The 24,852-nt window shown below is 44.3% G+C and carries 19 protein-coding genes, 1 pseudogene and 1 other annotated feature; of the genes and pseudogenes, 6 read left to right on the top strand and 14 right to left on the bottom strand.

All coding sequences use genetic code 11. The features are described from left to right. Together ACFVTB_RS27610 and ACFVTB_RS02950 are read right to left on the bottom strand one after the other, a co-directional pair. Positions 1-1,045, bottom strand: a 1,045-nt coding sequence (locus ACFVTB_RS27610) for a hypothetical protein (protein ID WP_483875109.1), incomplete at its 3' end; no start/stop codon positions are given. A 249-nt stretch (positions 1,046-1,294) separates the two neighbouring features. Beyond that, positions 1,295-1,747: a DUF6075 family protein gene (locus ACFVTB_RS02950; RefSeq protein WP_387744860.1), complete on the bottom strand. Its 453-nt coding sequence runs from the start codon at positions 1,745-1,747 to the stop codon at positions 1,295-1,297. Positions 1,748-1,993: 246 nt separating this feature from the next. Between ACFVTB_RS02950 and ACFVTB_RS02945 the strand changes: the two genes are divergently transcribed. Next, on the top strand, positions 1,994-2,941 hold the full coding sequence (locus ACFVTB_RS02945) for a DUF5677 domain-containing protein (RefSeq protein ID WP_387744858.1): 948 nt from the start codon (positions 1,994-1,996) through the stop codon (positions 2,939-2,941). A gap of 31 nt (positions 2,942-2,972) precedes the next feature. Here ACFVTB_RS02945 and ACFVTB_RS02940 read toward each other — a convergent pair whose 3' ends face one another. The 7 genes from ACFVTB_RS02940 to ACFVTB_RS02910 all read right to left on the bottom strand — a co-directional run bounded on the left by ACFVTB_RS02940 (position 2,973) and on the right by ACFVTB_RS02910 (position 11,607). Next, positions 2,973-3,998 carry a ParB N-terminal domain-containing protein gene (locus tag ACFVTB_RS02940; protein WP_387744855.1) on the bottom strand — a complete coding sequence of 342 codons (1,026 nt, stop codon included), beginning with the start codon at positions 3,996-3,998 and terminating at the stop codon, positions 2,973-2,975. Next, positions 3,988-4,779, bottom strand: coding sequence for a ParA family protein (locus ACFVTB_RS02935; RefSeq protein ID WP_387744853.1), 792 nt, complete (start codon positions 4,777-4,779; stop codon positions 3,988-3,990). Before ACFVTB_RS02935 ends, ACFVTB_RS02940 begins: the two co-directional genes overlap by 11 nt. 638 nt (positions 4,780-5,417) lie before the next feature. Further along, positions 5,418-6,458 (bottom strand): NAD(P)/FAD-dependent oxidoreductase, encoded by a 1,041-nt coding sequence (locus ACFVTB_RS02930; protein ID WP_387744850.1) that lies wholly within the window; start codon positions 6,456-6,458, stop codon positions 5,418-5,420. A 115-nt stretch (positions 6,459-6,573) separates the two neighbouring features. Then, positions 6,574-9,063, bottom strand: coding sequence for an ABC transporter permease (locus tag ACFVTB_RS02925; protein ID WP_387744847.1), 2,490 nt, complete (start codon positions 9,061-9,063; stop codon positions 6,574-6,576). Next, positions 9,060-9,734, bottom strand: coding sequence for an ABC transporter ATP-binding protein (locus ACFVTB_RS02920; protein ID WP_387744844.1), 675 nt, complete (start codon positions 9,732-9,734; stop codon positions 9,060-9,062). Before ACFVTB_RS02920 ends, ACFVTB_RS02925 begins: the two co-directional genes overlap by 4 nt. A 59-nt stretch (positions 9,735-9,793) precedes the next feature. Next, positions 9,794-10,945 carry a HAMP domain-containing sensor histidine kinase gene (locus tag ACFVTB_RS02915; RefSeq protein ID WP_387744841.1) on the bottom strand — a complete coding sequence of 384 codons (1,152 nt, stop codon included), beginning with the start codon at positions 10,943-10,945 and terminating at the stop codon, positions 9,794-9,796. Beyond that, positions 10,933-11,607 carry a response regulator transcription factor gene (locus ACFVTB_RS02910; RefSeq protein ID WP_483875108.1) on the bottom strand — a complete coding sequence of 225 codons (675 nt, stop codon included), beginning with the start codon at positions 11,605-11,607 and terminating at the stop codon, positions 10,933-10,935. Before ACFVTB_RS02910 ends, ACFVTB_RS02915 begins: the two co-directional genes overlap by 13 nt. 444 nt (positions 11,608-12,051) lie before the next feature. On the opposite strand from ACFVTB_RS02910, the gene ACFVTB_RS02905 reads away from it, so the two are divergent. Both ACFVTB_RS02905 and ACFVTB_RS02900 read left to right on the top strand, forming a co-directional pair. After that, positions 12,052-12,258: a transposase gene (locus tag ACFVTB_RS02905; protein WP_387744835.1), complete on the top strand. Its 207-nt coding sequence runs from the start codon at positions 12,052-12,054 to the stop codon at positions 12,256-12,258. Between the two features lie 238 nt (positions 12,259-12,496). Continuing rightward, positions 12,497-13,096 carry an IS3 family transposase gene (locus tag ACFVTB_RS02900; protein WP_387744832.1) on the top strand — a complete coding sequence of 200 codons (600 nt, stop codon included), beginning with the start codon at positions 12,497-12,499 and terminating at the stop codon, positions 13,094-13,096. Positions 13,097-13,429: 333 nt separating this feature from the next. Here ACFVTB_RS02900 and ACFVTB_RS02895 read toward each other — a convergent pair. The 5 genes and pseudogenes from ACFVTB_RS02895 to ACFVTB_RS02870 form a co-directional block, all read right to left on the bottom strand. Next, a pseudogene (locus ACFVTB_RS02895) lies at positions 13,430-13,744 on the bottom strand (IS3 family transposase); the annotation flags it as partial. Positions 13,745-14,405: 661 nt separating this feature from the next. Continuing rightward, positions 14,406-16,352: a hypothetical protein gene (locus ACFVTB_RS02885; protein ID WP_387744823.1), complete on the bottom strand. Its 1,947-nt coding sequence runs from the start codon at positions 16,350-16,352 to the stop codon at positions 14,406-14,408. Beyond that, positions 16,345-16,821: a hypothetical protein gene (locus ACFVTB_RS02880; RefSeq protein ID WP_387744820.1), complete on the bottom strand. Its 477-nt coding sequence runs from the start codon at positions 16,819-16,821 to the stop codon at positions 16,345-16,347. The genes ACFVTB_RS02885 and ACFVTB_RS02880 overlap by 8 nt, the downstream gene beginning before the upstream one ends. A gap of 459 nt (positions 16,822-17,280) precedes the next feature. Next, the gene (locus tag ACFVTB_RS02875) at positions 17,281-18,366 is read right to left on the bottom strand and encodes an AbrB family transcriptional regulator (RefSeq protein WP_387744817.1); all 1,086 of its coding nucleotides are present in this window, start codon (positions 18,364-18,366) and stop codon (positions 17,281-17,283) included. Continuing rightward, a complete protein-coding gene (locus tag ACFVTB_RS02870) occupies positions 18,363-19,094 on the bottom strand; it encodes an MBL fold metallo-hydrolase (protein ID WP_387744814.1) in 732 nt (243 codons plus the stop codon). The genes ACFVTB_RS02875 and ACFVTB_RS02870 overlap by 4 nt, the downstream gene beginning before the upstream one ends. 203 nt (positions 19,095-19,297) lie before the next feature. On the opposite strand from ACFVTB_RS02870, the gene ACFVTB_RS02865 reads away from it, so the two are divergent. From ACFVTB_RS02865 to ACFVTB_RS02855, 3 genes are all read left to right on the top strand, one after another. Further along, positions 19,298-20,194, top strand: a complete 897-nt coding sequence (locus ACFVTB_RS02865; RefSeq protein ID WP_387744811.1) for a TetR/AcrR family transcriptional regulator — start codon at positions 19,298-19,300, stop codon at positions 20,192-20,194. 88 nt (positions 20,195-20,282) lie between these two features. Continuing rightward, positions 20,283-20,550, top strand: a binding site (T-box leader). 118 nt (positions 20,551-20,668) lie between these two features. After that, complete coding sequence (gene asd, locus ACFVTB_RS02860) at positions 20,669-21,757, top strand: aspartate-semialdehyde dehydrogenase (RefSeq protein ID WP_387744809.1); 1,089 nt, start codon at positions 20,669-20,671, stop codon at positions 21,755-21,757. A 1,056-nt stretch (positions 21,758-22,813) separates the two neighbouring features. Further along, positions 22,814-24,796 (top strand): AraC family transcriptional regulator, encoded by a 1,983-nt coding sequence (locus tag ACFVTB_RS02855; RefSeq protein WP_387744806.1) that lies wholly within the window; start codon positions 22,814-22,816, stop codon positions 24,794-24,796. Positions 24,797-24,852: the final 56 nt, after the last annotated feature.

Below are 24,852 nucleotides of genomic sequence, written 5' to 3'. Positions count from 1 at the left end.
CCAAAAACCGCTTCGTTCTCCCGGCTACCGCCATCGTATAACGACCAATTAAAAAAGGCCAACCAGAACATTCTGGCTGACCTAATAATACGAAAGAACCGCTTGATTGCGGCTCGGATTTGGTGGGGGAAGGGAAATATTTTTCGATTATCGTGGCTTCAGAATGATGTCGTTGATGACCAATTCCTGGGCTGTCGCTTTGATCTGATTCAAATGTCGAGTCCGTTCCAATGTATCGTCGGTCTGCGGCATCGGCTGAAGGCGAAGCAGTTGGTCGGTCAATTGCTCCATTCGTTCCAGTGCTTCCTGTTCGACCTGATGCATCTTCATCATCAGGTTCCCTTCCATTTGAAGAATCTGAAAGCGTTGCGAGTGATGATTCCGAAGATAATTTAGAGCTAGCCGTCCGAATTTGCCCATAGGCTGTTGATCGGTTGTCGCTTCGTTCGAGATTTGCAGGTTCGGATACAATAATCCGTCTACTTCGTGATATGTCAACGTCGGGTTGTCGGGATGATTCATGAGCGTGACTCCTTTCCTGTTCCATAATTTTTACGTAACGGGCAATGTCCGTGAGTAGGCTTCTTGCGTGAGCGTTTACCTGATATCCCAGGCGTGCAGCAAGCGACAAAGTATCGAAATGGGTAATCGTCGAAAAGTCGATTTGATTCGGTTCGGGTAACTGACAGCGTCGGTGGATCAGATAGCGAACACTGGCTTCAATTAGATCACCCATATGCTGCTCAAGTCCAAGCATAGGGATGCTACCCAAGAAGTGGCTGTTAATATCATGTTCAATGTCTTTCAGCCAATCATCCCACGATGAATAAACAGTGTCATGCACGAGCTGTGAGATGGCTTCAGCAAGGTTAAGCGTATCGTAGGAAGTCAGCCGCCCAGCAAGTTCATCAGGATCAAGCTCTTTCAGACTCCAGAGTGGAGGGACCTGCTTACCTATGGTTTGGGTAAGGTCAAATAAATGGCTTAACGTCGGGTTACTTTGCTGAAAATCACAGACAGCAATGCTCTTTTCGCCTTTTCTCACATAACGGCCTAGCTGATTCCATAGTGAAAGGGGAGCCAGCATGGTCGCGTCCGGGCGCTGCGCATAAATGAGCAGATTGTTGTCAAACGAGTATTTGTAGATGGGAGCTGCAAAGTGGAGGTACTGTTCCCAGGCATCTCCACTGGAGGTGATACCACTAATAGCGGATGCGTACAGGTGACGTAAGGGCTGAAAACGGTTTATGTCAGGCTCTCCTTTCTGGCTAAGGTTAGGCGGGCGTTATATGATTCAGACTTCGTTTTCATATGAAGCATGATGATCTGTTTCTATTGGGGTAAAGGCAAAGTACGGTAGTTCTAGTGAGCGGGTGTATTCCGCATAACGAAGTTTGATCGCTTCAAAAAAGTAAGGCATCAGTCCAGTGTCAAATAGTTGATATGGACTATAATAGCGGGGATGATCACGTCCCGTTTCAGCATCTCCGGTATAACCGTTGTAAAGGTTGAAGGCTAGACGAGTCATTTTTACAGAGGTGCTGGTTTGCCAGCCTTGTCCTAGTGCCTCCAAGCGAATCTCTTGTTCTTTGTAGTCGTAGAGACCGCGAATATGCTGGCGGGTTTGCGGCGTAAGTCCAAGAATGTAAAAGAAAGCTTGACGGTACGGGTCATTCTGGCTATGGGTCATGCGAAGATTGCCCTCGTAAAATTGCTCGTGCTCAATGTCTTTAAAGATCAGATTCATCACTATTGCCCTCCCTTTCATTTTCACATGTTAGAAAAAATACTTCTCTCATTAAAAATTTATTTCAAAGAAGTTAGTGCTTATTTATGAACATATTTTTTTCTAAAGCGATAGATAGGGATGATTTTAAAAGTTATGCTACTCGTAATACTTATACCCGTTACAAAAACATAAAAATATAGCATACTATTGTGGTAGCACTGATTAAATATTATCCCATTATAAATTGAGAGGCGTTGATTTGTTATGGATAACTTATTTCAATATTCAAACTCCCCTATAAGTAACATTTTAAATCGAGATCCTGATTACATTGAAACTCTAAAATTTTTGAGTGAAAAAATAGATAAGACTGTAAATATCGGAACTCATTTTTTGAACTGGGCAGCATCCATAAAAAGTGACGATCTATCTAAATCAACAATTCTTTTTATGTTCAGAAAGATTATTTCTGATATGGATGGTATGTCTATTTTAATTGCGTCTGGTAATGAAGAAAGCTGTAGACCAATTCAGAGGAGAATGCTGGAAGGTAGCCTTGCATTGTTATATATTTTAAAAGAAGATACATATAGAAGAGCAATGTGTTATCAAGTTGGAGAAGCCAAATCAAAGATACGAACTTACAGAAAGTTATTGAAATCACCTAACCCAAAGGTTGATTTAAAATGGGGCATTAAAAATATGGAAAATATGCTAAAGCGTAAAGAGTACAAGGCGATTAATACTGAGTGGAATGCAATTAAAGAAAAGAATAAATATAAATATGATCCTTTGTGGTATTCTTTATTTAACGGTCCTACTAACGTGCGTGAATTAAACAACAGTGCATTTACGGGTATGAGTAGCGGGGAGTATAATGTGACTGCTACTCATATCTATGCTATTTACCAAGAACTCTCAGAGGATACTCACTTTGCTTCATCAATGAAAGAAATGCACATAGATGTAAATGGGGCAGCATGTCTAAATCCATTGCGTAATCCAATCAAATTACAAACAACTATAAAATTTATATTAATTTGGGCTGATATGGTGTATAAAGCTTTTTTAGGGCACTTTATACCGGATAAATTAGATTTGTACATGTGCTTTCGTAAAGAGTTTATTATTCCGACTATTATTGAATTAAATGGAAAAAGTATTTTTAGCTTCGAATCTAAAAAAAATCATAAATTAATTTTTTGTGTATAAAATAGTTTGCTGTTTGATCCAATAATTTTTCCTAATTATCTGACTTGTTACTTAGTGGTGGGTACTTTGCAAAATACAAACCCAGTGCTCGATCAATAATGGATTCTACTTCTGCTGGCTTGGTATCAGAATTAAAATATTTGGCATACACTTTCTGTTTTAATCTAAATGGTGGAAGTGACTTGCTACGCGGTTTTCGTGTCGATTCGCCGGATAAGATTCTAGCTGCTTTCTCATTTGTTAATTGGCCTGAGTATTGGCGCAGGAGTTCGGCCTTTTTCATGTCTACTTTATACTCGTTTTGTGAGAGTACCTCAGTGATAGTTTGCTGTTCTGTTTCATCGAGATAGGATAGGTTGACCGCAGGATATAGTCCGAGCTTCGATTCATCCAATAAATTTTTAAGTGGGGGAATGAGCTTGTCGATGCGAAGCAAGCGGGCAACAGTATTTTTGGATAGGCCGTATTCTTTCCCTAATTTTTCGTCGCTTCTCAACTTCGTACCTACTAGGGGCGAAGTCTCAGTTTCATTGTTGTATTGCGAGTTTTCGAGCATTTTAAGTTCTTCAATGATGTCGTTGCGTTTCCCCTGTGAAAACATATTAGAGTAGCGAAGCGACAGCACCTTTGCTTTTTCAGATGGCAACATATCGGAAAAGGAACGCTGTAACACATTGGTTTCAACCACATACATGAGTGCTTCTTCGTTAGTGAGATTTTCCTTCACAATAGCAGGCAGTTGTTCTAGACCTAGCAGTTGTGCTGCATTCATCCGGTTATGTCCGGCCAGCATTTCGTGGTCACAACCAATCTCATCGACATCAACTTTTCTCAAAATCACAGGGACAAGAATACCGTTGTTTTCGATGCTGCTCACCATATCAGCCAATCGTTCACCGTCATACAAGCGGAACGGATGATCTTTATACATCCTGATTTTGTTAATCGGTACAGTTTGAATTCCGCCACTCTGTTCAAGAGGAGCCTGGCTCTGCTCTGATAGCAACAACAACTCGTCGATGCTGGAGAGCTTGGGAAAAGGACGCTTAGCAGCCATTATCCATCAACTCCTTTGCTAGTTCCTGATAAGCCGCGGCTACCTTGGACTTGGGTTCAAACTGTATGATGCTTTGGCTATAGAAGTTTGCTTCGCCCACTTTAACGGACAATGGGATTTGTACATCGAAGATACGGAAGGTTTCACGGTAATAGACTTTGACCAAGCGAAAAGCTTCTTTATATAAGTTGGTGCGTGTGTTGCACATGGTCATCAGAATACCTTCAATGCTGATGCGCGGATTGATACGCTTTTTGACTTTTACAATGATTCTGAGCAACTGGGTTAATCCTGTTGCAGACCAAAGTTGTGGATTGACGGGAATCAGCACGCTGTCGCTGGCTGCAAGAGCATTAATTGTCAGCAAGCCAAGCGAAGGATTAGTGTCGATGATGATATAGTCGTAGTTTGATTTCATAGGTTCCAGTAGGGAGGTTAGTGTTTTCTCGCCACCCATCTCATCCCTTAAGTTGATCTCTGCGACAGACAACTCGATGTTGCTCGGAATTAAGTCAATATTCCCGCGTGTGTGAATATACTCCTTAGCTTCTGGTAACTGTTCATCAAGCATGATTGCATTCATAATATTGAACATAGAGAACTTGAGTTGATCCGGTTGCTCAATACCGAAGCACATCGACAGATTGCCTTGAGGGTCGAAATCGACCAGTAATACTTTTTTTCCTTCATTAGATAAGGCGAAAGCTAGATTGTAGGCAGTGGTGGTTTTTCCTGTTCCGCCTTTTTGATTTGCAATGGTGATAACCGTTGTTTTGGACATATTTATTACCCTCCCTGGAGCGTTCGCTCCGTTCATTTGTCAATGGTAGGGAGCGGGGCTGTTCTATCAAAAGTTCTTTCCGAGTTCTTTCCATCTTCTAAAAACGGCTTCTTTTTGGGTTATTGCTGCGAGCCCTTGCGGGGCTTGATAAAAACATAAAAACCCGCAAAAAACCTTGATTCTACAAGGCTTTTCGCGGGTTTTAGATTCCTCTTCTTGGACTTATCTTCTGCTATCTTCCGAATAGCATGTGCGACTCAAAATCGAGTGGGAAAGCGTGGGGGATTTCTCAGCCTCTTTCTAGCATCCGTACAGCGCATCACATTATGTCAGGTGTGAGCCCCACATACCTTGTCACATACTATCTGAGCATCAGTACGCTCAAAAATATCTTCGCCAAATGAAATAAGCACAAGTGTTGTGAAATATGAAAATTGTATTATATCTTTCCTTCTTTAAATCTTCTGTATTAATGTCTTCTCTCTTTGACACTTGAGAGTACCCAATACTCCTTGTTCAAGACCTCATAAAGGTTTATAGAACGATGAAAGAGGGTTTGTTTAGAGAATAAAGCGCCATACGTTCTGCTCACGCTTGCAGCGAGCTCGAAAATATGGCGCTTATTTATATAGAGGCACTTAAAACCGAGAGAGTCGACAAGGCTCTAATTCGCTTCTTGCCTCTCGGTCAATTATTTCACTTGCAGCTAGGCGCGCAATCAGCGGCGCCAGCGTAATCGCAGCATGCATAACCGTCAGATAAAGTCCTTCAACTTGCTCATGAAAGCCTACAATCGGATAGCCGTCTTCAGGCATTGGTCTCATCCCAACCTTGATGCTTTCCAGTTGCAATTGCATCCCGCCCTCCAGACTGCGACGCAATGTCTCGAACGCTCGCTTGCCAACTGCCTCTGGTCCGTTTTCCTCCGATTCGTCAATATAATCTTCCGCAGCCAGCAGCGTATGATCCGTCAGTTGACGCGCTTCAAATTGTTCATTTGAGATTAATCTGCGGATCAGCCTATTCGCAGTGTTCATCCGAATCAGGATGGAAGGGGACGGAGTTACCGGCACGGAAAAACCTAGCGGCTCACAAAGTTCAGTTACGCCAGTGCCTGCGGCCAACACCACGACATTCGACTCCAGAAAACCATTGGACGTATGGACGCCGATCAGACGGGAACCTTCCTGCTGAAGATGCGTAACGTTGGTGCCGAACTGCACCTTCGCTCCGTGCTCCCGCGCTTTGTTCAACAACAGCTCTGTTAACTCAATCGGGTCCACCGCACCTTCTTCGCTGGCAAACATTGCTTCACTCGGGTATTCCTTCAGATTCGGCTCCAATGCTTCAAGCTGCTTCAGGTTCAGTTGTTGAACACGAAGCTGATCCGTAAGAGTCGATTCTCCCCAAGTTAGCGCTCCGTTCCAATCGATTTTAAGTTCAGGCAGCTCTAGCTGAAGGAAATGATATTGTTCCAAAGCCACATCGTACAAATGCCTGTATGCCGGAGCCACCTTATGCGTCGTATGGATCCAGGCAAACGATTTCTCCGTGACTTCTCGCGCTGCGGCGGGGTGTTGTTCAATAACAGTTACATCTTGATTTTGTTTGGCCAACTGATAGGCCATGGATGCGCCGACAATTCCTGCACCAATAATTACGATTTTTTGTTTTCTCAATAGTTAATCCCCCTTGCCACTCTATTGTATCATAGGAGATTTATAGAAAATAATAGTACAGTGTGCAAGCACCCATCTGGAGTGAAGTTCTCATGATGGGTGCTTTGAGGTAAAGCTATTCCATAGTGTCAATGCACGCTACTATGCTTTTCTTTGAGATTTGGCGAAGAGGGATATAGGTTGCAAGCAGACATACTCCAATGGAAAGGGAGGCAGCTTGCAGAATCGGGAGAACGGGTACCGGAACTAGCTTAAATATTTCCGTTGCGGCTGCACTAATGAACATTGTACAAACGTACCCTGCAACAGAACCGGCTGCAGCAGCGATGATGCCGTAGTACGATCCTTCCCAAAGAAAGGTTTTGTACAAGCTAGCCTCGTTCATGCCGATTGCTCGTTGAATGCCAATCTCTTTGATTCGGGTATGAATATTCGTGTAGACGGTATTCATGATGTTCAAAATGCCGATTATGCCGATACAAAGAATGAATCCCCACGCCAACCATTTGATCTGTTGGTAGCTTTCTTCAAGCTGTCTGTCTGTTTCCAGATAAGACAACCAACGGGTGCCTCCTGTTTCCTCACTTAAGTCAATAATAGCTTGTTCAATTGCTTCCCGATCGGCAGTAGGGGACAAGACTGGATATAGTTCGGAATATCCGCTGATTCCTGTGATCTTGTCGTATACCTTATCCAAAACAATGATTTGAACACCGTTTATAAATCCCTCATTGTCCAATGTAATGGATTCGCCGCTCTCTCCCAAAACCTTTAACGTAACATTATTCACAGTTACATCTTCACCATTTGCAATAGCGGTACTGGTAAATGGAGTGCTTCCATAGCTCATTGCAACAGGATTTTTTATCAGGCAGGCTCTGCCTTCTCGTAATTGTTGCAGTTCTTCTTCGGTAAGGGTTGGAATAATCTTCTTAAGCCGCCCTTCATCAATGCCGACAATATGAAGGGTTTCACCCGGTTGAAGAGCAAACGACGTGTGGATCGGAGTTTGTCCTTTACTGTCTGGCATGTACAGCTTGTACTTCAACGTAAATACTGAGGAAACACCAGGCAAGGAGCGGAGTTCCCCCACCATTTCTGAAGAGAATCCTGCCGTTTCATTAGTCAAGGAGTAATCACCCATGTGCATGTTCTGAACAGATCTGCTCGTATCCAACAAAGAAGTGAAGCTCTGTAGAGCAACGAAGACAGTGATGCTCATGAATAAGGAGAGAATCGTAATGAGCGTTCTACCCCGATTCCGGGCCATGTTCATCCTTGCATAGAAGGCTTCGAAGGATCTGATCCGGCGTGGCTTGCGATTTCTTCGTTTGATAGGAACGGATCGTCCCGACATTGCGATGGTGGGTGGAACCATGGCGGCATATCTTGCAGCCGGCAATGCAGCAAGGTAGGCGAAAAGTAGGGTGACTACTATACTGATGAGCAATGGAGCAATCTGTCCTGAGCTGTTTTCTGCAATCAAAGCCGTTAATTCTTCCCTTGAGCTTGTCAGAAATAGTTCTGGAGTGAACAACCCTGTAGCCGCGATAGTCATGCCTTTGGCAGTCAACATGCCGAATATAATTCCAATAGGAATGCCAGCTATGCAGAGAACCGCCAATTGCAAGCAGACCAAGAGATACAGGGTGCTGCGGTCAGCTCCTAGCGCACGTAAAGTGCCATATTCACGGATTCGTTTGGCCACCGCTATTTTTAATATATTAAAGATCACCAGACCAGAGGCTAGCAGTACAAGAACACCTACCAGAACGCTTGCCGCAGTCAGATAAGGAAACCCGGAGCCGCTATCGATGCTATTGTCTCGATCTTTATTGTCGTAATCGATTCCCAACGTCGTTAACAGGATATCATTGTATTGGATGCGGTACTCAGGAATATGGTATTGATCCGCTATGTCATTGACCGTTTGTTGGAAGTGCTTTGGGTTAGATATACGGATATCGGTAGAGTAGAGGCGATATTTCTGCGGGAGCAGCTGCTCGGATGTGCCCTGACCGACAATGCTGTTCATACCGCCCGATACATACCCGATATAATTGCTTTTCAAAATGCCTGTCAGTTTAAAGGTTGCTTGGTATTCTAAAGGGGCATCATCATCGCGTATTAGGGAAATACGAATAGGCAAGGTTATGGAGTCCCCGAGATCTCCCTGAAAGTTCAATAATTGCAAGGCATCTTCAGGTAAAGCAATCTCATTAGGACTGTCGGGCAAGCGTCCGGCTTCAAGCTGCATGAGGGAGGGATAGACAGAAAGAGCATCGCCCTCATATTCACGAAGCCATATGGAGAGTTTGGCAGACGGTATTTCCGAAGAACCCAAATTAATTAAGCTGCCCGCGAAAGACAGCCTGGAATCAGAGGAAAGCCTCTCTTTCTGGTCCTCAGTGAGCTGATGAAACGTTGCATAACGGTCTCCATTTAGTGCCGACGCCTGTTCTTGGCGAAGCGTGTTTAAGATGCCTAATGATTGACCTATCACCGTAGTCATCATCGTAGAGAGAATAATGGCTGCTAATGTTAATAGAGATGTGACTTTCTGGTTGGTCAGCTCTCTCCATACGAGTAGTCGATAGGACTTCATTGCTGCGTCACCTCCGAAAGGACGCCGTCTGTAATGGAAAATCGACGCTCTGCAAGTTGTCCAATCTCGATATCATGAGTAATAATGACAACGGTTTTGCGCATGTTGCGCCAGATGTTATGGAGCAGACTCATCACTTCGTTACCGCTTTTACTGTCGAGGTTGCCTGTAGGTTCATCGGCAAAAATAACGTCAGGCTGTGTAATAAGGGATCGCGCAATCGCAATACGCTGCTGTTGTCCTCCGGAAAGTTCATGCGGCAAGTGGTTCATTCGGTTACTGATTCCTAATAAGTCGGTAATCTCTCGCATATAAGACTCATTTGGCTGACGCTTATCCAGCAAAAGGGGCATTAGTATATTTTCTCTCGCAGTCAACACGGGGAGAAGATTAAATTGTTGGAATACAAATCCGATTTTTCGGCGGCGGAAGGAGGATAGCTCTTTGTCACTGGTGTGGTAAATATTCTGATTATCGTAGAGCACACTCCCGGAAGACGGTTGATCCAATCCGCTTAACAGATGCAGCAGTGTGCTTTTTCCGCTGCCTGATGGTCCCATCAAAGAAATAAAATCACCTGACGAAATGCTTAAGTTTACGGAATCGAGGGCGACGACTTTGTTCTCGCCGCTGCCGTAAACTTTTGATAAATGGTTAGCTTCAATCTTCATCTCTATACTCTCCTTTCCTTCATTAAAGGAGAGTATAAAGTGTAAATCTCAAAAAAAACTCAAGGTTTCAAAATAGAAAACGAAGCCGTTGCCAGGGCGCCATTATTTTGATTATGCAGCGTAAGGCTTCCTCCGTGCTTCTCACAAAGCAGCTGGCAAATATAAAGCCCCATCCCGAAATGTACGGAAGCTGTTGATGAATCTTCCCCTCTGGAGAACGGTTTCGGTCCTTCTCTTAAAATATGCAGAGGATAACCTGCCCCGTTATCCTGTATGGAGAGAATCAAATGGGAAGAATCGCATGTGACAGCTACATGAACTTGACTATGGGCGTATCGAATGGCATTGGATACAAGATTTTCGGCGACATTGTAAACGATGAATTTATCGATCTGAATGGTCCTACGCTGAAAATTACTGTTATCGTGGACAATAAGTTCTTTGTCTAGACTTAGAATAGCAAGGCTGTCCGTAAGCTCGTGGATCATTGTTGACCATTGAACCTCTGCAGGTTTACAGTTGATTTCCTCCAGTCTCTGGGTGCTGCTCATCGTATCAATATAAGCTTCGATTCTGTGAGAATACTCTTCCAGTAAGGAGAGGGGGTCATTAAACTCTGCGGTTGTCAGCTTATGATCGATTGCTTCTTTTTTTAATAGTTTAATCGAGCCTTTCATCACGGTAATCGGGTTTCGCAGGTCATGGGAGAAGGCGGCGTTCAGTCTCTTCCGTTCCTCTGCTTGTCGCCACAACTCTTTGTTGCTCTTCAGAAGTTCGATCCGCATCGCCTCAAAAGCATTGCAAAGCTGCCCCAATTCATCTTTTGCAGATGATGAGATCGAAAAATCAAGGTCGTTATGTATGATCCGCTCGGCCCCATTCTGGAGATCGGCAAGCGGTCTTTTCAGCTTCAACCGATAAAAAAGCCAATTGGCACAAAATAAACCTGAAATGACGTAAAGAACAGGCAATGCAATTTGCAAGAGACTGACAAGGTGATACCAGAAGGGATAAGCTGGCTCAGGAATCACCTGATTAGCAGAATCAGCTTGATCCCCAGGGATTTTTAGTTCAAAAGACGGACCATAATGTCCGATTATTTCACTGATTCCCAAGATAGTTGCCAAACTAAGAAGCAAAGCAGTTAACATAAACAGTGCAGACAAACAAAAGAAGGCTTGTTTTAAACTCATCCGGTTTATCCGTTCCATTTATAGCCAAGCCCCCATACGGTATCAATATAGCTGTGCTGAGTAACGGCGGCCAGCTTTGTCCGAATTTTTCGGATATGCTCCATGATCGTATCACTCGTTCCATCACCGTCGATGCCCCATATGGCCTCATACATTCGTTCCCGGTCAAAGACTTGTCCCGCATTTATGGAAAGCAGCTCGACAATCTCAAATTCTCGTTTGGAGAAAGGGATAGTCTGGTCGGACACCGTAATCTTTCTTTCGGAATAATTAATGGTAAGTTCACCATAGAAACGTACGGTGGGTCTCAAAATTTTGCGACTCTCACGACGTAAATGCGCCTCGACTCTTGCACCTAATTCGTCAATATCGAAAGGTTTCATAATATAATCGTCTGCCCCTGCACGAAAACCTATGATTTTATCATGACTTTCCACTCTTGCGGTCAGGAACAGGATGGGGCAAGAAACATATTCCCTGATCCGTTGGCAGAGGGTAATACCGTCCATTTCTGACATGTTAATATCCAACAAAATCAGATCCGGTTGACATTGGATTGCATCCAGCGCTTCCATTCCATTAGAAGCAGTGAATACTTCATAACCGGATGATTCGAAATACCTTTTCATGATTACAATAATCCCTTTTTCATCATCAATAAGAAGGATTTTCTTGCTCACTTTTATTACCTCCATCGTATGGGTTACTGCGAGTGATCGGTGAATGTAGAAGTGTTTTTCTGTTTAAGGTTACCTGAATGATCAATTGCCAACTATTATAAAACAAGAAATTATTGCCATACAAGATGATGACCCTCCAACTTCAACTCTTTACAGTTTGACTGATGGAAGTAAATAGGGCATTAATAGTGAATTCATTCAGCGGTTCATCAGATATTTTCATCTGGTGAACTTTTTTACGTGTGCCCAGCATGGGTGCTATCTGTAGAGTTCAAGTCCTTGCTAATCATATAAGCAATTAGTTGAGTAAGTAAAATGCTAAATAGATGATGAAAAGCATAACGTCCGTTACCTGCTCCCCAATGTGGAGTGCTACGATAAAAACGCAGTCGAAAAACCCCCTTGTATGAAATAAAATGAAAGCAGACGAGGGGAAGAGAGACAATGAATCGATACGATAAAGCATTCAAAGAAGAAGCAGTAAGATTGAGCGATGAGATTGGATCAAAAAAAGCCGCCGAGCAGTTAGGCGTAGCCTACTATACTTTGCGAGAATGGAGAAGCGAAGAACCCTGCACGGCGACGGAGCGCATATCGGGAGTGGACGCGCTTATGCATCTGCCGATAAGACTGCGCGTGAAATCGAATTAGAAAAAGAAATAGTCGAGTTGCGCCGCGCGAATGAAATTCTCAAGGATGCACTCGGTTTTTTCGCAAAAGACCGGAAGCGGTAAAGGCATGCCAGCTCTATGCGTACATCCATAAACGACTGGATCAGTGGACCGTCAAGGAGATGTGCGAAGTGCTTATTACCGTAGCTTGAAGCCCACGCCCAAACAGGAGCGGCAGCAACTTCTTCTGGTCAAGATCAAAGACATTATTGGCGAACATGAAGACAACAGCCGCGCTGTCACAAATAGAGATCACAACCAGCTATAGCACCGTCTACCGAATCATGAAGAAGCACGGCCTGCTGAAGAAAGCCAAGCGCCATCCAAACGGCATTACACGCGAGGATGCCGCAGCTCAAAAGAGCGAGAACCTGCTCCAGAGAGACTTCAAATCCCCAGCATCCAACCAAAAGTGGCTATCGGATATCACCGAAGTCCCTTGTTCAGACGGCAAGCTATACCTGTGCGCGGTACTGGATTGTTTCAACGGAGAGATCGTGGGCCTCGCCATGGACGACAATATGCGCAAAGAACTCTGCATTCAAGCTTTTGAGAACGCCTGCAGAGCAAGAAATGCACGCGGAATGATTTATCACAGCGATCGTGGCAGCCAATTCACGAGTCATGCTTTCCGGGAGAGTCTGGCTAAACGTGGCGCCATTCAAAGCATGAGTGGCACGGGGCGTTGTTATGATAACGCAAGGATGGAAAGCTTTTTTGCTACGCTAAAGAAAGAGAAGCTGTACAAGATCAACACGGAGCGCTATTCGATGGCCGATATACAATCGATCATCTTTAGATACATCATGGTTTACTAACAGGCGGCGGATCTACACCTCTAATCCTGGGGGCTGGCCCCCAGCTATTTATCGCGAAAGAATGCTGTCACAAGCAGCGTAGCAACGGGATTTCGGTATGAGGGTGTTTTCAAACTGCACTTTTTTGACAACTCCAATGTCACTTAATGATGTTATACTACCTCACGAACTGTGATATTGATAATCAAAATCAATTTATGGATGATTAATAAATTTGATAACAAGTGAGATGAGGGAGCGCGGATAAATGCAAGAAGAAGCAGAAGCAAGTTAGGTAATAACACGTTAATGATCGATACGATGATCCGCATTTGGACAGGTTCGATCATTACATTAGTAGATGTACGCTTTCAAAATGTAGCGTCCCAATACTCGTTGGAGCAGAATAAGCGTTAAATAGCCTAATGTCCCATGAATGCGGTGCTTGTTAAACCAGTTAATGTAATCGCATAATTCCAGTATCAGATTGCGAAGGCTCTGGAAGGTCATCTGGTTCACGAACTCCGTTTTCATGATTTTATAGGTGGCTTCAGCCACGGCGTTGTCGTATGGACAGCCTTTCATACTCAAGGATCAACCAATTTCAAATGTTTGCAGAAGCTTGTCCATCCTCTGGTTTTGAAACTCACTGCCGCGGTCGGTATGAAACCACTGAATTTGACGAAAATCTCCCATGACGGTTGCAAAGGCACGAGAAATCAAAGCCGCATCCTTATGAGGAGCTGCAATCACGTTTGAACAAGTCGACCAGAACGTAGATGAATGCCATCGATTCTGGAATTTCACGTAGGTCAGATTACTGACGACAAATAACTTGGCTTCGGACTGGTCGAATTCACAATTCAGAATATTGGCGGTGTGCTCTTCATTGCACGCAGCTTTATTACGCCACGGTGTACGTCGATACGAGCCCTTGCTCCCATGATCCGACCGACTCGACGTCTGGAAACAACTATTCCGCGTTCCAGGAGTTTCACTTTGAGCTTTCGATCCCATAAGCTTTTCGATTCTTTTGAAAGACATCCACTATAGCCTCGGTGACATCATCTTCCTCGGTTAGTTTTTTCGCTTCATAGTAGAACGTACTTCTTGCGATTTGCAGGACGTCGCACATTGCTGATACCGAGTATTTATCACGGTTGTTCTGGATGATAGCTACTTTCGTCTCATGATCAGCGCGCGTTTTCATAGAGCTGCACCATTTGCTTTTTAAATGCTGCTATAAACATTCTTCGTTGTGTTGGCATTGTAAAGATCCGCTGCTTCAAATGATAGCTTTATTCTACAAGCCCTCATTTTCACTGTCCAACTAAGTGTAGACGATCCAACTTGGATTTGTCTTTTCTTTCAAGCATTTAAGATAATTGCTATTTTCTAAGAATATATCTTGTTCTAATTTATCCAACTCCGATAAAATTACTAATTCAGTAGCTGTATCTATAAAGTAGTTTTGGCATTGTCCTATAAAAAGCTCATTCCATTTTTTTGAGTGTGCCTCCAAATCTAGCAAGACCGTTCTTATGTTGTAAAAAGGAATGGTTCCCTTAAATTCGTAATTAACACTCATTTCCGAGTAAATAGGAGAAATTCTATCAGAGCTTATGTGTGTTTGTAATCTAAAATAACTGAATAAAACTATATAAAACTTAAGTAAGAGATATCTTTTTTCCTTACTAATATTAAATATATTTTCCTCATTTTTATTTTGAGCAGAATCATTTAGGAAATTTAGAAAGATGTCATTTTCTAATTGTACAGTCTGCTTAGTAACTAAGAAGTTTATTTTAGCAATAGTATTATTAACTTCGACTAGATCAAACTTTTCAGTTACTAGGTATCTTATTAATGTTGCAAAACATTTCATACTCTTTATGTCTAAACAATACATTCCCGCATAGAGGATGTTTTTATATGCCATTTCTGATTGAGCAGTAACTTTAATTGTATCCAAAACATTTCTAAGGCTCTTTAATACATACTTAAAGATTTGATGGTTTTTATGATAAATCGCAGACTTCATTATTATATAATACGCATCTAAATCTTTTAATGGATTTTCTTCGAAAGCGGTATCTATATATATTTTCTCAAGAGTACTAATAAGCTTTTCACAATAATACTGGGTATACCCAGTATGATTATGAGAAATGGCTACTTCGAACAATTGGGCCAAAGTCACTGTTATCTTAAGTGTGGCACTTCTTTGCTTAACCCCTTTCTCTTGTAAATTAGCGATAATAGTGTCGCAGGCAAAATATTCTTTTGTTGCAAACGCAGTTTCAAATACATCTTTATAAACTTGGACAATTTGTTCTTCCAATTGATTAAATGTTGCGTTAGTTTCTCCGACTAAGGAATCCATTCTCCTATTAGTATGATCAGTAATTCTTACCTGGTCTGAATCGTCAATTGTATTGGAGAAACCAGTCAGAGTGCCAAATCCAGTAAATTCTTTTTTATACTCCTTAAATACCATCTTTCTCTTCTCTTCAAAATCTACCTCTTTCAACTCTTGGAGTATCAATGTCCAAATATTATAACCAAGTCTATGCACACTATCTCTTATTGTTTCTGTATCTTTTGATTTAACAGCTAACACAATTAAGTTTGTAAAGTTAGCAATATATTTTTTTAAATGAGCAGTATTCTGTGCAACCTTAAATTGATATTTTTGTGGTTTTACGTGGAAAAGTGATTTAGTTATTTGTGTTGTTACTTTGTTTATCTTATAAGTGAATGATACACTTAATTTACTAGGTTGGGCATAAAAAAACACTTGGATACATGTATATATTGAATATGAGAGTAAAATTAAAGATAGTATTGCGTCGAGGAAAAAATATAAATAGTGGCTAATGTAATAAAGATTCTTGTCACTCCAGGTTTCTAATGGAGTGTATAGAATCACTAATGAATGAAAGATAAAAAAACTACTACAGAAAATAAGTAAGCGCTTAATGTTTTTATCCTCAAATAATATCGAGAGGTAAATAGAAGTATATCGATTTAACAGCAGGGAAGCTGTAGCAATTATAATCGGAATTAAGATTGGGACAACTCTAAAAACTAAGTTTAAGATAAACTCTCGATAGTGATATACGTTATCAGCTGTTCGCATTACAAACTTATCTTCTATTAAAAAAGGATTCACCCATTGGATCAAATAAAAAAATGCTAAAGCTGTTAGGGAAAATCCAAACAGCTGAAGCATCCAAATCTTATAATTTTGGAACCACATTTTAGTTTTATTAGACATGGCTCAACTCTCCAGCTTCTTCGTCAATAACAGGGAAAACGGTATCTCCCGTTTCATAATTAGTTTCGATGGAGTATTCTTTGTAAATTTCACTAAGTAGTTTATCAAAATTCATTTCAGCATATTTATCCAGGACCATACTTAAAAGTGCATCAGAACCTAATTGTTCGAAGGTATTATCAACCTTATCCATATTTTCTTTTGCTAAAGGAGTAAGTGTAAACTCATTATCCTTAGCTATGATCAATTTATTTATAATTAAAAAGTTGAGGTCACTTTTAAGTTCTTCACTATAAGGTCCATAATGCCAACGTATAAATCTATAGTTGAATGTAGGTATATTCTGATCTCTACCAATTGATTCTGCTTTGAAGATAAGTTTCTGAAGGCGGGTAGCACCGTTGACAACCCCTGCGAGTTGAATAAGTCTTAACAACAATAACCTATTTAACACATGGCGCTTTATCATTGAAGACCCCTCCTTTTTATCATATACATAATATACGTTCCATTTTGGTTTTTTGATTCAACTGATACCTATATAACAATAACTGTACTCTTCAATCTCATGATTGAAGAGTACTACTTATTTAGTTTCTATAGCTATTACTGATATTCCTGCTTGAAAATTAATATTTAAATTTTTTGTTTGAGTAATCCTTGTCTATATACATTATAGTTTCCTTAGAAAGAAAATATATGCACCGTATGCTTGCTGTATTACCGTTATTTTTCCTCATAATAACAGACTCGATAAGGCAGAGGTAAGTGTATTATCAAGTGATGTAATTTTAATTGAAATTCTCATTTTGTTAAACGTAATGGATGCTGCAAATCGTCGTTATTATAAGCTTCTCATATCATATATTGCAAGGACGCACAGGACTAAAATCCTGTGCGTCTTTCTTATAACTAGATCAGTGACAATTTATAAAGCTTTATCCTCGGCCGTTTGCCCCCGGTGGGCCATCCTTTTCAGCAGTACCCGCATCAATGGGGTGACGGCGAAAAAGATGAACCACGTTCGAAACAGCTGATAACAGGTGACGATGCCGGGATCGGCATGAATTTCCTTCGCAATTAACCCCATTTGATCCATGCCGCCAGGCGCCATGCTCAGAAATGCGGTAGCAGGGGAGAGCGGATGGAGCACAGTCAGAAAAGCGCTGAGTCCCAGTGTGCCGCCGATCAGTATCAGTCCGCTGGCAAGCGCCAAACCGATCGTTCTCACTTTATGCTGAAGCTTTTCCGGATGGAGCAGCAGGCCGATGTAGGCGCCAATCATAAGCTGTGCCGCGTTCAGGACGGTTGACGGCAAAGCCGGACCTTCCAAACCGGATAAATTTACAACGGCTGTCGCAATCATCGGTCCAAGCAGAAAGGCGGTAGGCAGCTTTATTTTCTGACCCAAAAATGCGGCTGCGACGATGATTGGCGCAAACCAAAGCGCATTCGGAAGCAAGCCTTCCCAAGTCGCGCCCTCTGCAACCGCCCGAGCAGCATCGGCAGGATGGACGCCGCCGAACAGCGGACTGAAAATGAGCGGCGGAATGCATAATACAATTAGCATCAAGCGCGACACCTGCATAAACGTCACGACAGTCAAATCAATATCTTTCGAATCCTCGGCCAGCATAATCATTTGCGACAGTCCGCCGGGTATGCTGCCCATAAGCGACGTAGCCAGCGGCTGGCCCGTCAGCTTGGAGACAACAAAGGCGATCAAACCGCAAAACAACATAAGCAATACGGTCATGAGCAGCATGGTAGGCAGTTGTCTCCACATTTCAAGCAGCGTTTCATGCGTTAGAGAAAGACCAAATGAGTAACCGATTAAGATCATGGCCGTATTTCGCATTGAAGTGGGCCAGTTCGGCTGCAGCGATCGGATAAGTCTGACGCCGATAAAGACGGCGACCATTGGTCCGAGCAGCCAAGCAATTGGTATGTGCAGTAACGAGAAGAGCGCTCCCCCGGCTAGTGCCAGCAGGAGCGTGCTCAGAAAGCGGATCATGAACGGTCAGCTAGTTTCGCGATCCGTTCATTGACGCCGCCTTGGATTAGTCCGCCATGATAACAGACGACTTGTTCGATATCATAATCGATTAATGCTTTCAGCGAATCGAGCGCCTGATCCAGATCGGGCGTCATTTGAGGATTCGGTCCTTCCAAAACACCGTCATTTGCGACCATCGCGTCGCCGGCGATTAATGTTTTGCTAGCGTGATGGTAGAAGCTGACATGGCCCGGCGTATGTCCAGGCGTATGAATAACGGTCAGCCCGCCACCGAATGGAAGCTTATCGCCATGGGTGAAGGTGCGATGCACATGCTTGAGGCCGGATTCAGGATAGGCCTGCTCGAATTGTACACGAGCCTCATTATCGGGCAGCGACTGCAGCATGCCGAATAGTTGCTCGCGGGATATTTTTTGGAACGGTTCGGTGCCGTTAATTGCCCCTTCGTCAGCAGGATGGGCCCATATGACAGGCGGCGTATCTGAACTAGCTACAATTCCCGGCAATCCGCCGATATGATCAAGATCCTGATGCGTAAGCAGCACGGCAGTGAGAAGCCGTTCCGCAACGCCGGCTTGTTTCGCTTGGTCGAACAGTGTCTGTGCCGAACCCGGCATGCCTGTATCAATCAGCACCCAGCCCGTTTCATCGAATACGATAACCGGATGAACAACCATTATTCCGAGGTCAAGCTCCAGCATTTCAATCTGATTTGCAATACGCATTTTGAACGCCGGATAGTCCGTTTCGCTCCAGCTTCGGCTGAAGGGCTATCCGGCTGTCCTCCCTTCATCATTTCATTGTAGTAGGATAAGTTCAACCAACAGAAAACTCACGAGTTCAATATAGAACACATGAGTTTTATTGTCAATGGGAGTTGTTGACGACATTTGCCGCACATGGCAAACTAGACAGGGGGTGATGCGCGGTGGAGGATTGGAAAAGAGAAAAAATAATGGAGACGGCAACTGAGCTGTTCAGAAAAAAGGGCTTTATGGCCGCTTCAATGCAGGAAATTGCGGAAGCTTGCGGGATGGCGAAAGCAAGCATTTATAAATTTTTCGGATCGAAGGAAGAATTGTTTACGGCCGTGTTCATCGCCTGTCATGAAGAACTGCTGACCGACGCATCCAAGATGGATCGCGAGGCGTTTCGGCAGGGGTTGTCCGCTAAGAAACGTTTACAAAACAAAATTGAATTCCAAATTCAATTTGTTGTCGAATATCATTTGATTGTCAGCGAATTCAAAGAACATCCGATTGTGAAGAACGATCATTTCATTGAGGCGTGGCGGCGGAAGAAAGCGATGATCTACTCCTGGCATCGGGAAATGCTGACGGAAGCTTACGGCGTCGAGATCGAGCCTTACATTGGAGATGTCGTGGCCATTTTTCGCGGTATCTACATTGAGTATATGACCTATGTCCGTCAAAAGACGGTTGCCGCACCGATAGAGGAGCTAGCCGCTTTTATCGTCGGTCGCATGGATGCAATCGTGGGCGATTTACTGCATGCCGCTCCGAAGCCAGTCGTCGACGGGCTAAGTATGCTTCTTCAGCTGTCCAATCCGGCAGGGTCGCAAGCTGGCCCGGCAACGGCGCTTCAAGCAATCGATCAATTGCAGGACAGCCTGTTGAAGCTGCCTAGAACTAGAACGAATGAACCTATAGACGAGCTGAGTAAAGTCGTAACGCTGCTGAGGGCAGAATGCGAAAAGACTGCGCCCGACCCGACGCTTATCCGCGTCGCTTGCGCTTATTTGGAAGCAGAGCCTGAGCTGCGGCCTTATGTTCGCCAGCTTCGCTACTTGTTGTCTCCATCATAAGTTTGTCGCAGATCCGTTTATTGCATTCAAAATTTATGATCCGAAACAGTTTACTATCAGCCGTTTTTTTGGTACGATATTTGTAATATGAAATGCGATGAAGAGAGCAGTAGATGAACGAATTTTTTCGCAGAGAGCTCCGTTTGCTGAGAAGGAGTAAAAAATCGTTTGTTGAAGAAAGACTCTGAGCAGCGCGTTGGAACCCGTTGAAATGCGGGGGGTGGCGCGACAGGAGCTCCTGTTACAGAGCTAGAGTATAAGCATAGCGGACGCTATACCGTACTTGAAGAGGCTGATCGGGCGACCGGTTGGCGAACCTGGGGTGGTACCACGAGCGCACAAATCTCGTCCCTAAGACTGCGGTCTTGGGGGTGGGATTTTTTTGTTACAACAATACAGTAATTGGAATGGAAATGACGGTCAAAAGCGCTAACGAACTCATCTAATGTTAACAGAACGAAAGGATTGATTGCGATGTCAGCTAAACTTAAAGCGGGTATTGTCGGGGGTACGGGGATGGTCGGCCAGCGCTTCATTCAGCTGCTGGATCAGCACCCTTGGTTTGAAGTAACAGCGATTGCGGCCAGCGCCAATTCGGCGGGCAGAACGTACGAGGAAGCGGTGCAGGGCAGATGGAAGCTCGATACGCCGATTCCGAACGAAGTGAAGCAAATTATGGTACAGGACGCGCAGCAGGTCGAGAAGTTTGCGAGCGAGGTCGATTTCGTATTCTGTGCGGTTGATATGAAGAAAGATGAAATTAAAGCATTGGAAGAAGCTTATGCGAAAACGGGTACGCCTGTCATTTCGAACAACTCGGCTCATCGCTGGACGCCGGACGTTCCAATGGTGATTCCAGAAATCAATCCGAGTCATCTCGAAGTGATTGCAGCGCAACGGAAACGGCTCGGCACTTCAACCGGCTTTATTGCGGTTAAGCCGAACTGCTCGATCCAAAGCTACGTGCCGGCGCTGAACGCGCTCCGCGATTTTAATCCAACGACCGTCGTTGCATCGACGTATCAAGCGATCTCTGGCGCAGGTAAAAACTTTACCGATTGGCCGGATATGCTCGATAACGTGATTCCTTACATCGGCGGAGAAGAAGAGAAGAGCGAGCAAGAGCCTTTGCGAATTTGGGGTACCGTCGAGAACGGCCAAATCGTCAAAGCGAGCTCGCCGCTCATTACGACGCAATGTATCCGTGTTCCAGTAACGGATGGTCATTTGGCAACGGTGTTTGTATCGTTTGAGAAAAAGCCATCGAAAGAAGAAATTCTTGCGCGCTGGCGTGAATATGCAGGACGTCCGCAGCAGCTTGCGCTGCCAAGCGCGCCGAAGCAATTCATCACTTATTTTGAAGAAGAAAACCGTCCGCAAACGAAGCTCGATCGCGACATCGAGCGCGGCATGGGCGTTTCCGTCGGCAGATTGCGTGAAGACTCGCTATACGATTACAAATTCGTCGGCTTGTCGCACAATACGCTGCGCGGAGCGGCTGGCGGCGCCGTGCTGATCGCCGAACTGCTGAAAGCGGAAGGTTATATCCAACCGAAAAAATGAATGATTTTAGTTAATACGTTCATGCGGGGCTGTCACAGAGCGATAGGGATACGGTTGATCTCGGCAGAGCTCGATTGAGCGGTATGTGCAAAAGATAGGACCTCGCCTTCCACTTTCATGAAGTGGAGGCGAGGTCCTTTTTTAATTGCAAGCTGATGATTAGAAGATGCTGAGCGAAGAGTGGCAGCGGCAGCGGACTTTTTCCGTGGTACCCGTTACGCTGTATTTTCATATAGAGGCTTGGCGCGATAGGATGGGAGCAGCCTCGTGTCAAATGTGTATGGTATTTCATACATAATTTGCTCGAATTCCTTAAAATAGACGATTATATATGAAATTTCATACATATTTTTCTCGAAATCAGAGAAATCGAAGATTATGTATGATATTTCATACATAAATCCGTATTTTTTATCGATTTAGAAAAATATAGTTGATTTTTCATACATAATCGAATGACGAACCGTTCGTACGCCTCAGCGCAAGTTATGGCGCCGAAGGCGCCGTGCGTCAACACGCAGCACGATCGCGGCGGTCGTGATGCAAACGAAAGGATGAACCTACGATGACGAACGACGGTGAAGGAAGGATGAATGAATGACGTCGAGGGACGGAATGAACGAAGGTGAAGGACGGGTAAACGCATGACGTCGAGGGACCGATGAACGAACGAAGGTGAGGGATGGATGAACGAATGAAGTCGAGGGACGGAGTGAGTGAAAGAACGAAGTCGAAGGAAGTGGTTCGTGCGTGTGTTGAGAGTGCCACGGTTGGGAGTCAGCAGCAATTGACCAACTGCCGTCATGTGGCGAAAAACCGAGCGATGGATGATTCGTGTCGTATGTTGCAGTTTTGAAATAGCAGATATGGTTCGTAATGAGAAAAAGTTATGGTTTTAGCTGGAGCAGATGTGTGTTTTGATTACCTCAACGAGGAAGCAAGCTCGGATTTTTGAAAAGAATTCATTTTATATATTGATAATGAGAATTGTTATCAAATATAATAAAATCAAATCATTCCATTCGAATGGGAACGAAGGGAAGGGAGATCCGCGCGGTGAATGTGAACGACTATGCTCTTTTATGGAATCAAGCCTACATAAAAATTATCGATGTGCGGCGTGCGAGCATACCGCAGGGTGAGATGATGCCTTTGTACCGGCTGCCTTCGAGCGCCTTTCTTTATGTCTCCTCCGGCAGTGCTGTCGTAACGGTCGACGGCACGGAATGCCGGATGAATCGGCATGCTCTGCTGCATGGCGGAAAAGGCATTTGCTTGACCATTACAGCCGAAGAGCTACTGGACTACTATTTAATTTTATACAAAGCGGTTATGGCGCTGCCGCTTCGGCAGGATACGGCCAAGCTTATGAACGGAAGCAATCCGTTTCAGATGCAATATTCGTTTACGCCTAGCTACCCGCTCGGCATCTATGAGCATATCGGTTCGATGAGCCGAGAATGGCAGCAGCCTACGGCTTCCGGACAGCTGCATGTGAAGTCGATATTTTACAAGCTGGTGCACGAAATTGCAGAAGATATGGCGCGACAAAATGTCGTATCGATAAAACCCGACCTAGCCGCTCAGGCGATACGCTACATCCAAGACCGATACCGGGAACCGATTACGTTGGAGCTATTGCTCGAACTGCTGGACTGCAGCGCCAGGCAACTGCTGCGGGCGTTCAAGCAGCAGACGCGAACGAGTCCGATCGACTATTTGATTCGAGTGCGAATCGAGAAAGCGAAGGAACTGCTGCTTTCGACCGATTTTACGCTAAAAGAAATTGCCGAGAGTGTTGGTTACATGGACAGCTACTATTTCAGTCGTGTATTTAAAAAACATGAGGGCGTATCGCCGATTCATTATAAGCAATCTGTACACGAGCAAGCCAAGCGTCAAAATAATCCATCCTTACCGTCCAAATCTCCCATTGTTGCATTTAGACGTCCAAGGTATATTGTTAATGAGTTTGATAATCGTTATCAATATAGAAGAAGGGGAGAGAAATCGATGTACAGAAAGTCCGGGACGGCTATGGCCGCCACTTTGTTATTTTGTATTGCCTTGTTTTTGAGCGCATGTTCCGCGGGGGGAGCGAACAATGGCACGCCTGCGAACGGCGGCAACTCGACAGGTTCAAATGTTGCTGCGACTTCAGCTCCGACAGCCAGTCCGGCTGCGGAAGTAGCGGAGAGCCGCGTCATTAAGCACGCAATGGGCGAGGAGACGCTGACTGGTACGCCGGAGCGCGTCGTTATTTTGACAAATGAAGGAACGGAAGCGCTGCTTGCGGTTGGCATCAAACCTGTTGGGGCGGTGCAATCGTGGATCGGGGACCCGTGGTACGATCATATCAAAGCCGACATGGAAGGCGTAACGGCGCTTGGCGACGAACTGCAGCCGAATCTGGAGCTGATCGCCAGCCTGAAGCCCGATTTGATTATCGGCAATAAGGTAAGACAAGAGAAAATTTATGATCAGTTGAAGCAAATCGCTCCGACAATCTTCTCAGAAGATTTAGCAGGCGACTGGAAAATCAACTTCAAGCTGTACACAGAGGCGCTGAACAAGCAAGTAGAAGGCGAGCAAGTGATGGGGGCATTCGACAAGCGCGTGGAAGAAGTGAAGGCGAAGCTCGGTGACAAGGCGAATACGAAGGTGTCGGTCGTTCGTTTCTCGGCCAAACAGGTTCGTATTTATCAGAAACAGACTTTCTCTGGCGTCCTATTGAACCAGCTTGGCATCGCCCGTCCGGAATCGCAGGATGTAGACAACTTCATCGAAGTGATGTCGAAAGAAACGATTCCAAGCATGGACGGCGATGTCATGTTCTACTTCGTCTCGGAGAATCCGGGCAAGACAGATGCGGCTAACGTCGTCGAAGAATGGAAGAAGGATCCGCTGTTCCAAAACTTGAGCGTGGCTAAAAACGGAAAAGTCATTCAAGTGGATGAAGCGATCTGGAACTCGGCAGGCGGATATGAAGCGGCGAATTTGCTGCTCGATGAACTTATTGCCTATTTCGACGTGAAATAATCGAAAGTAACGGGCCGTCAAGCCGACGATCACATTCGTCGGCTTGACGGCAATTT

This window comes from Paenibacillus sp. NPDC058071 (assembly GCF_042885235.1).
Classification (GTDB): Bacteria; Bacillota; Bacilli; order Paenibacillales; family Paenibacillaceae; genus Pristimantibacillus.
The sequence above is the reverse complement of the archived record's forward strand: the minus strand, read 5'-3'. Positions and strand labels throughout refer to the sequence as shown.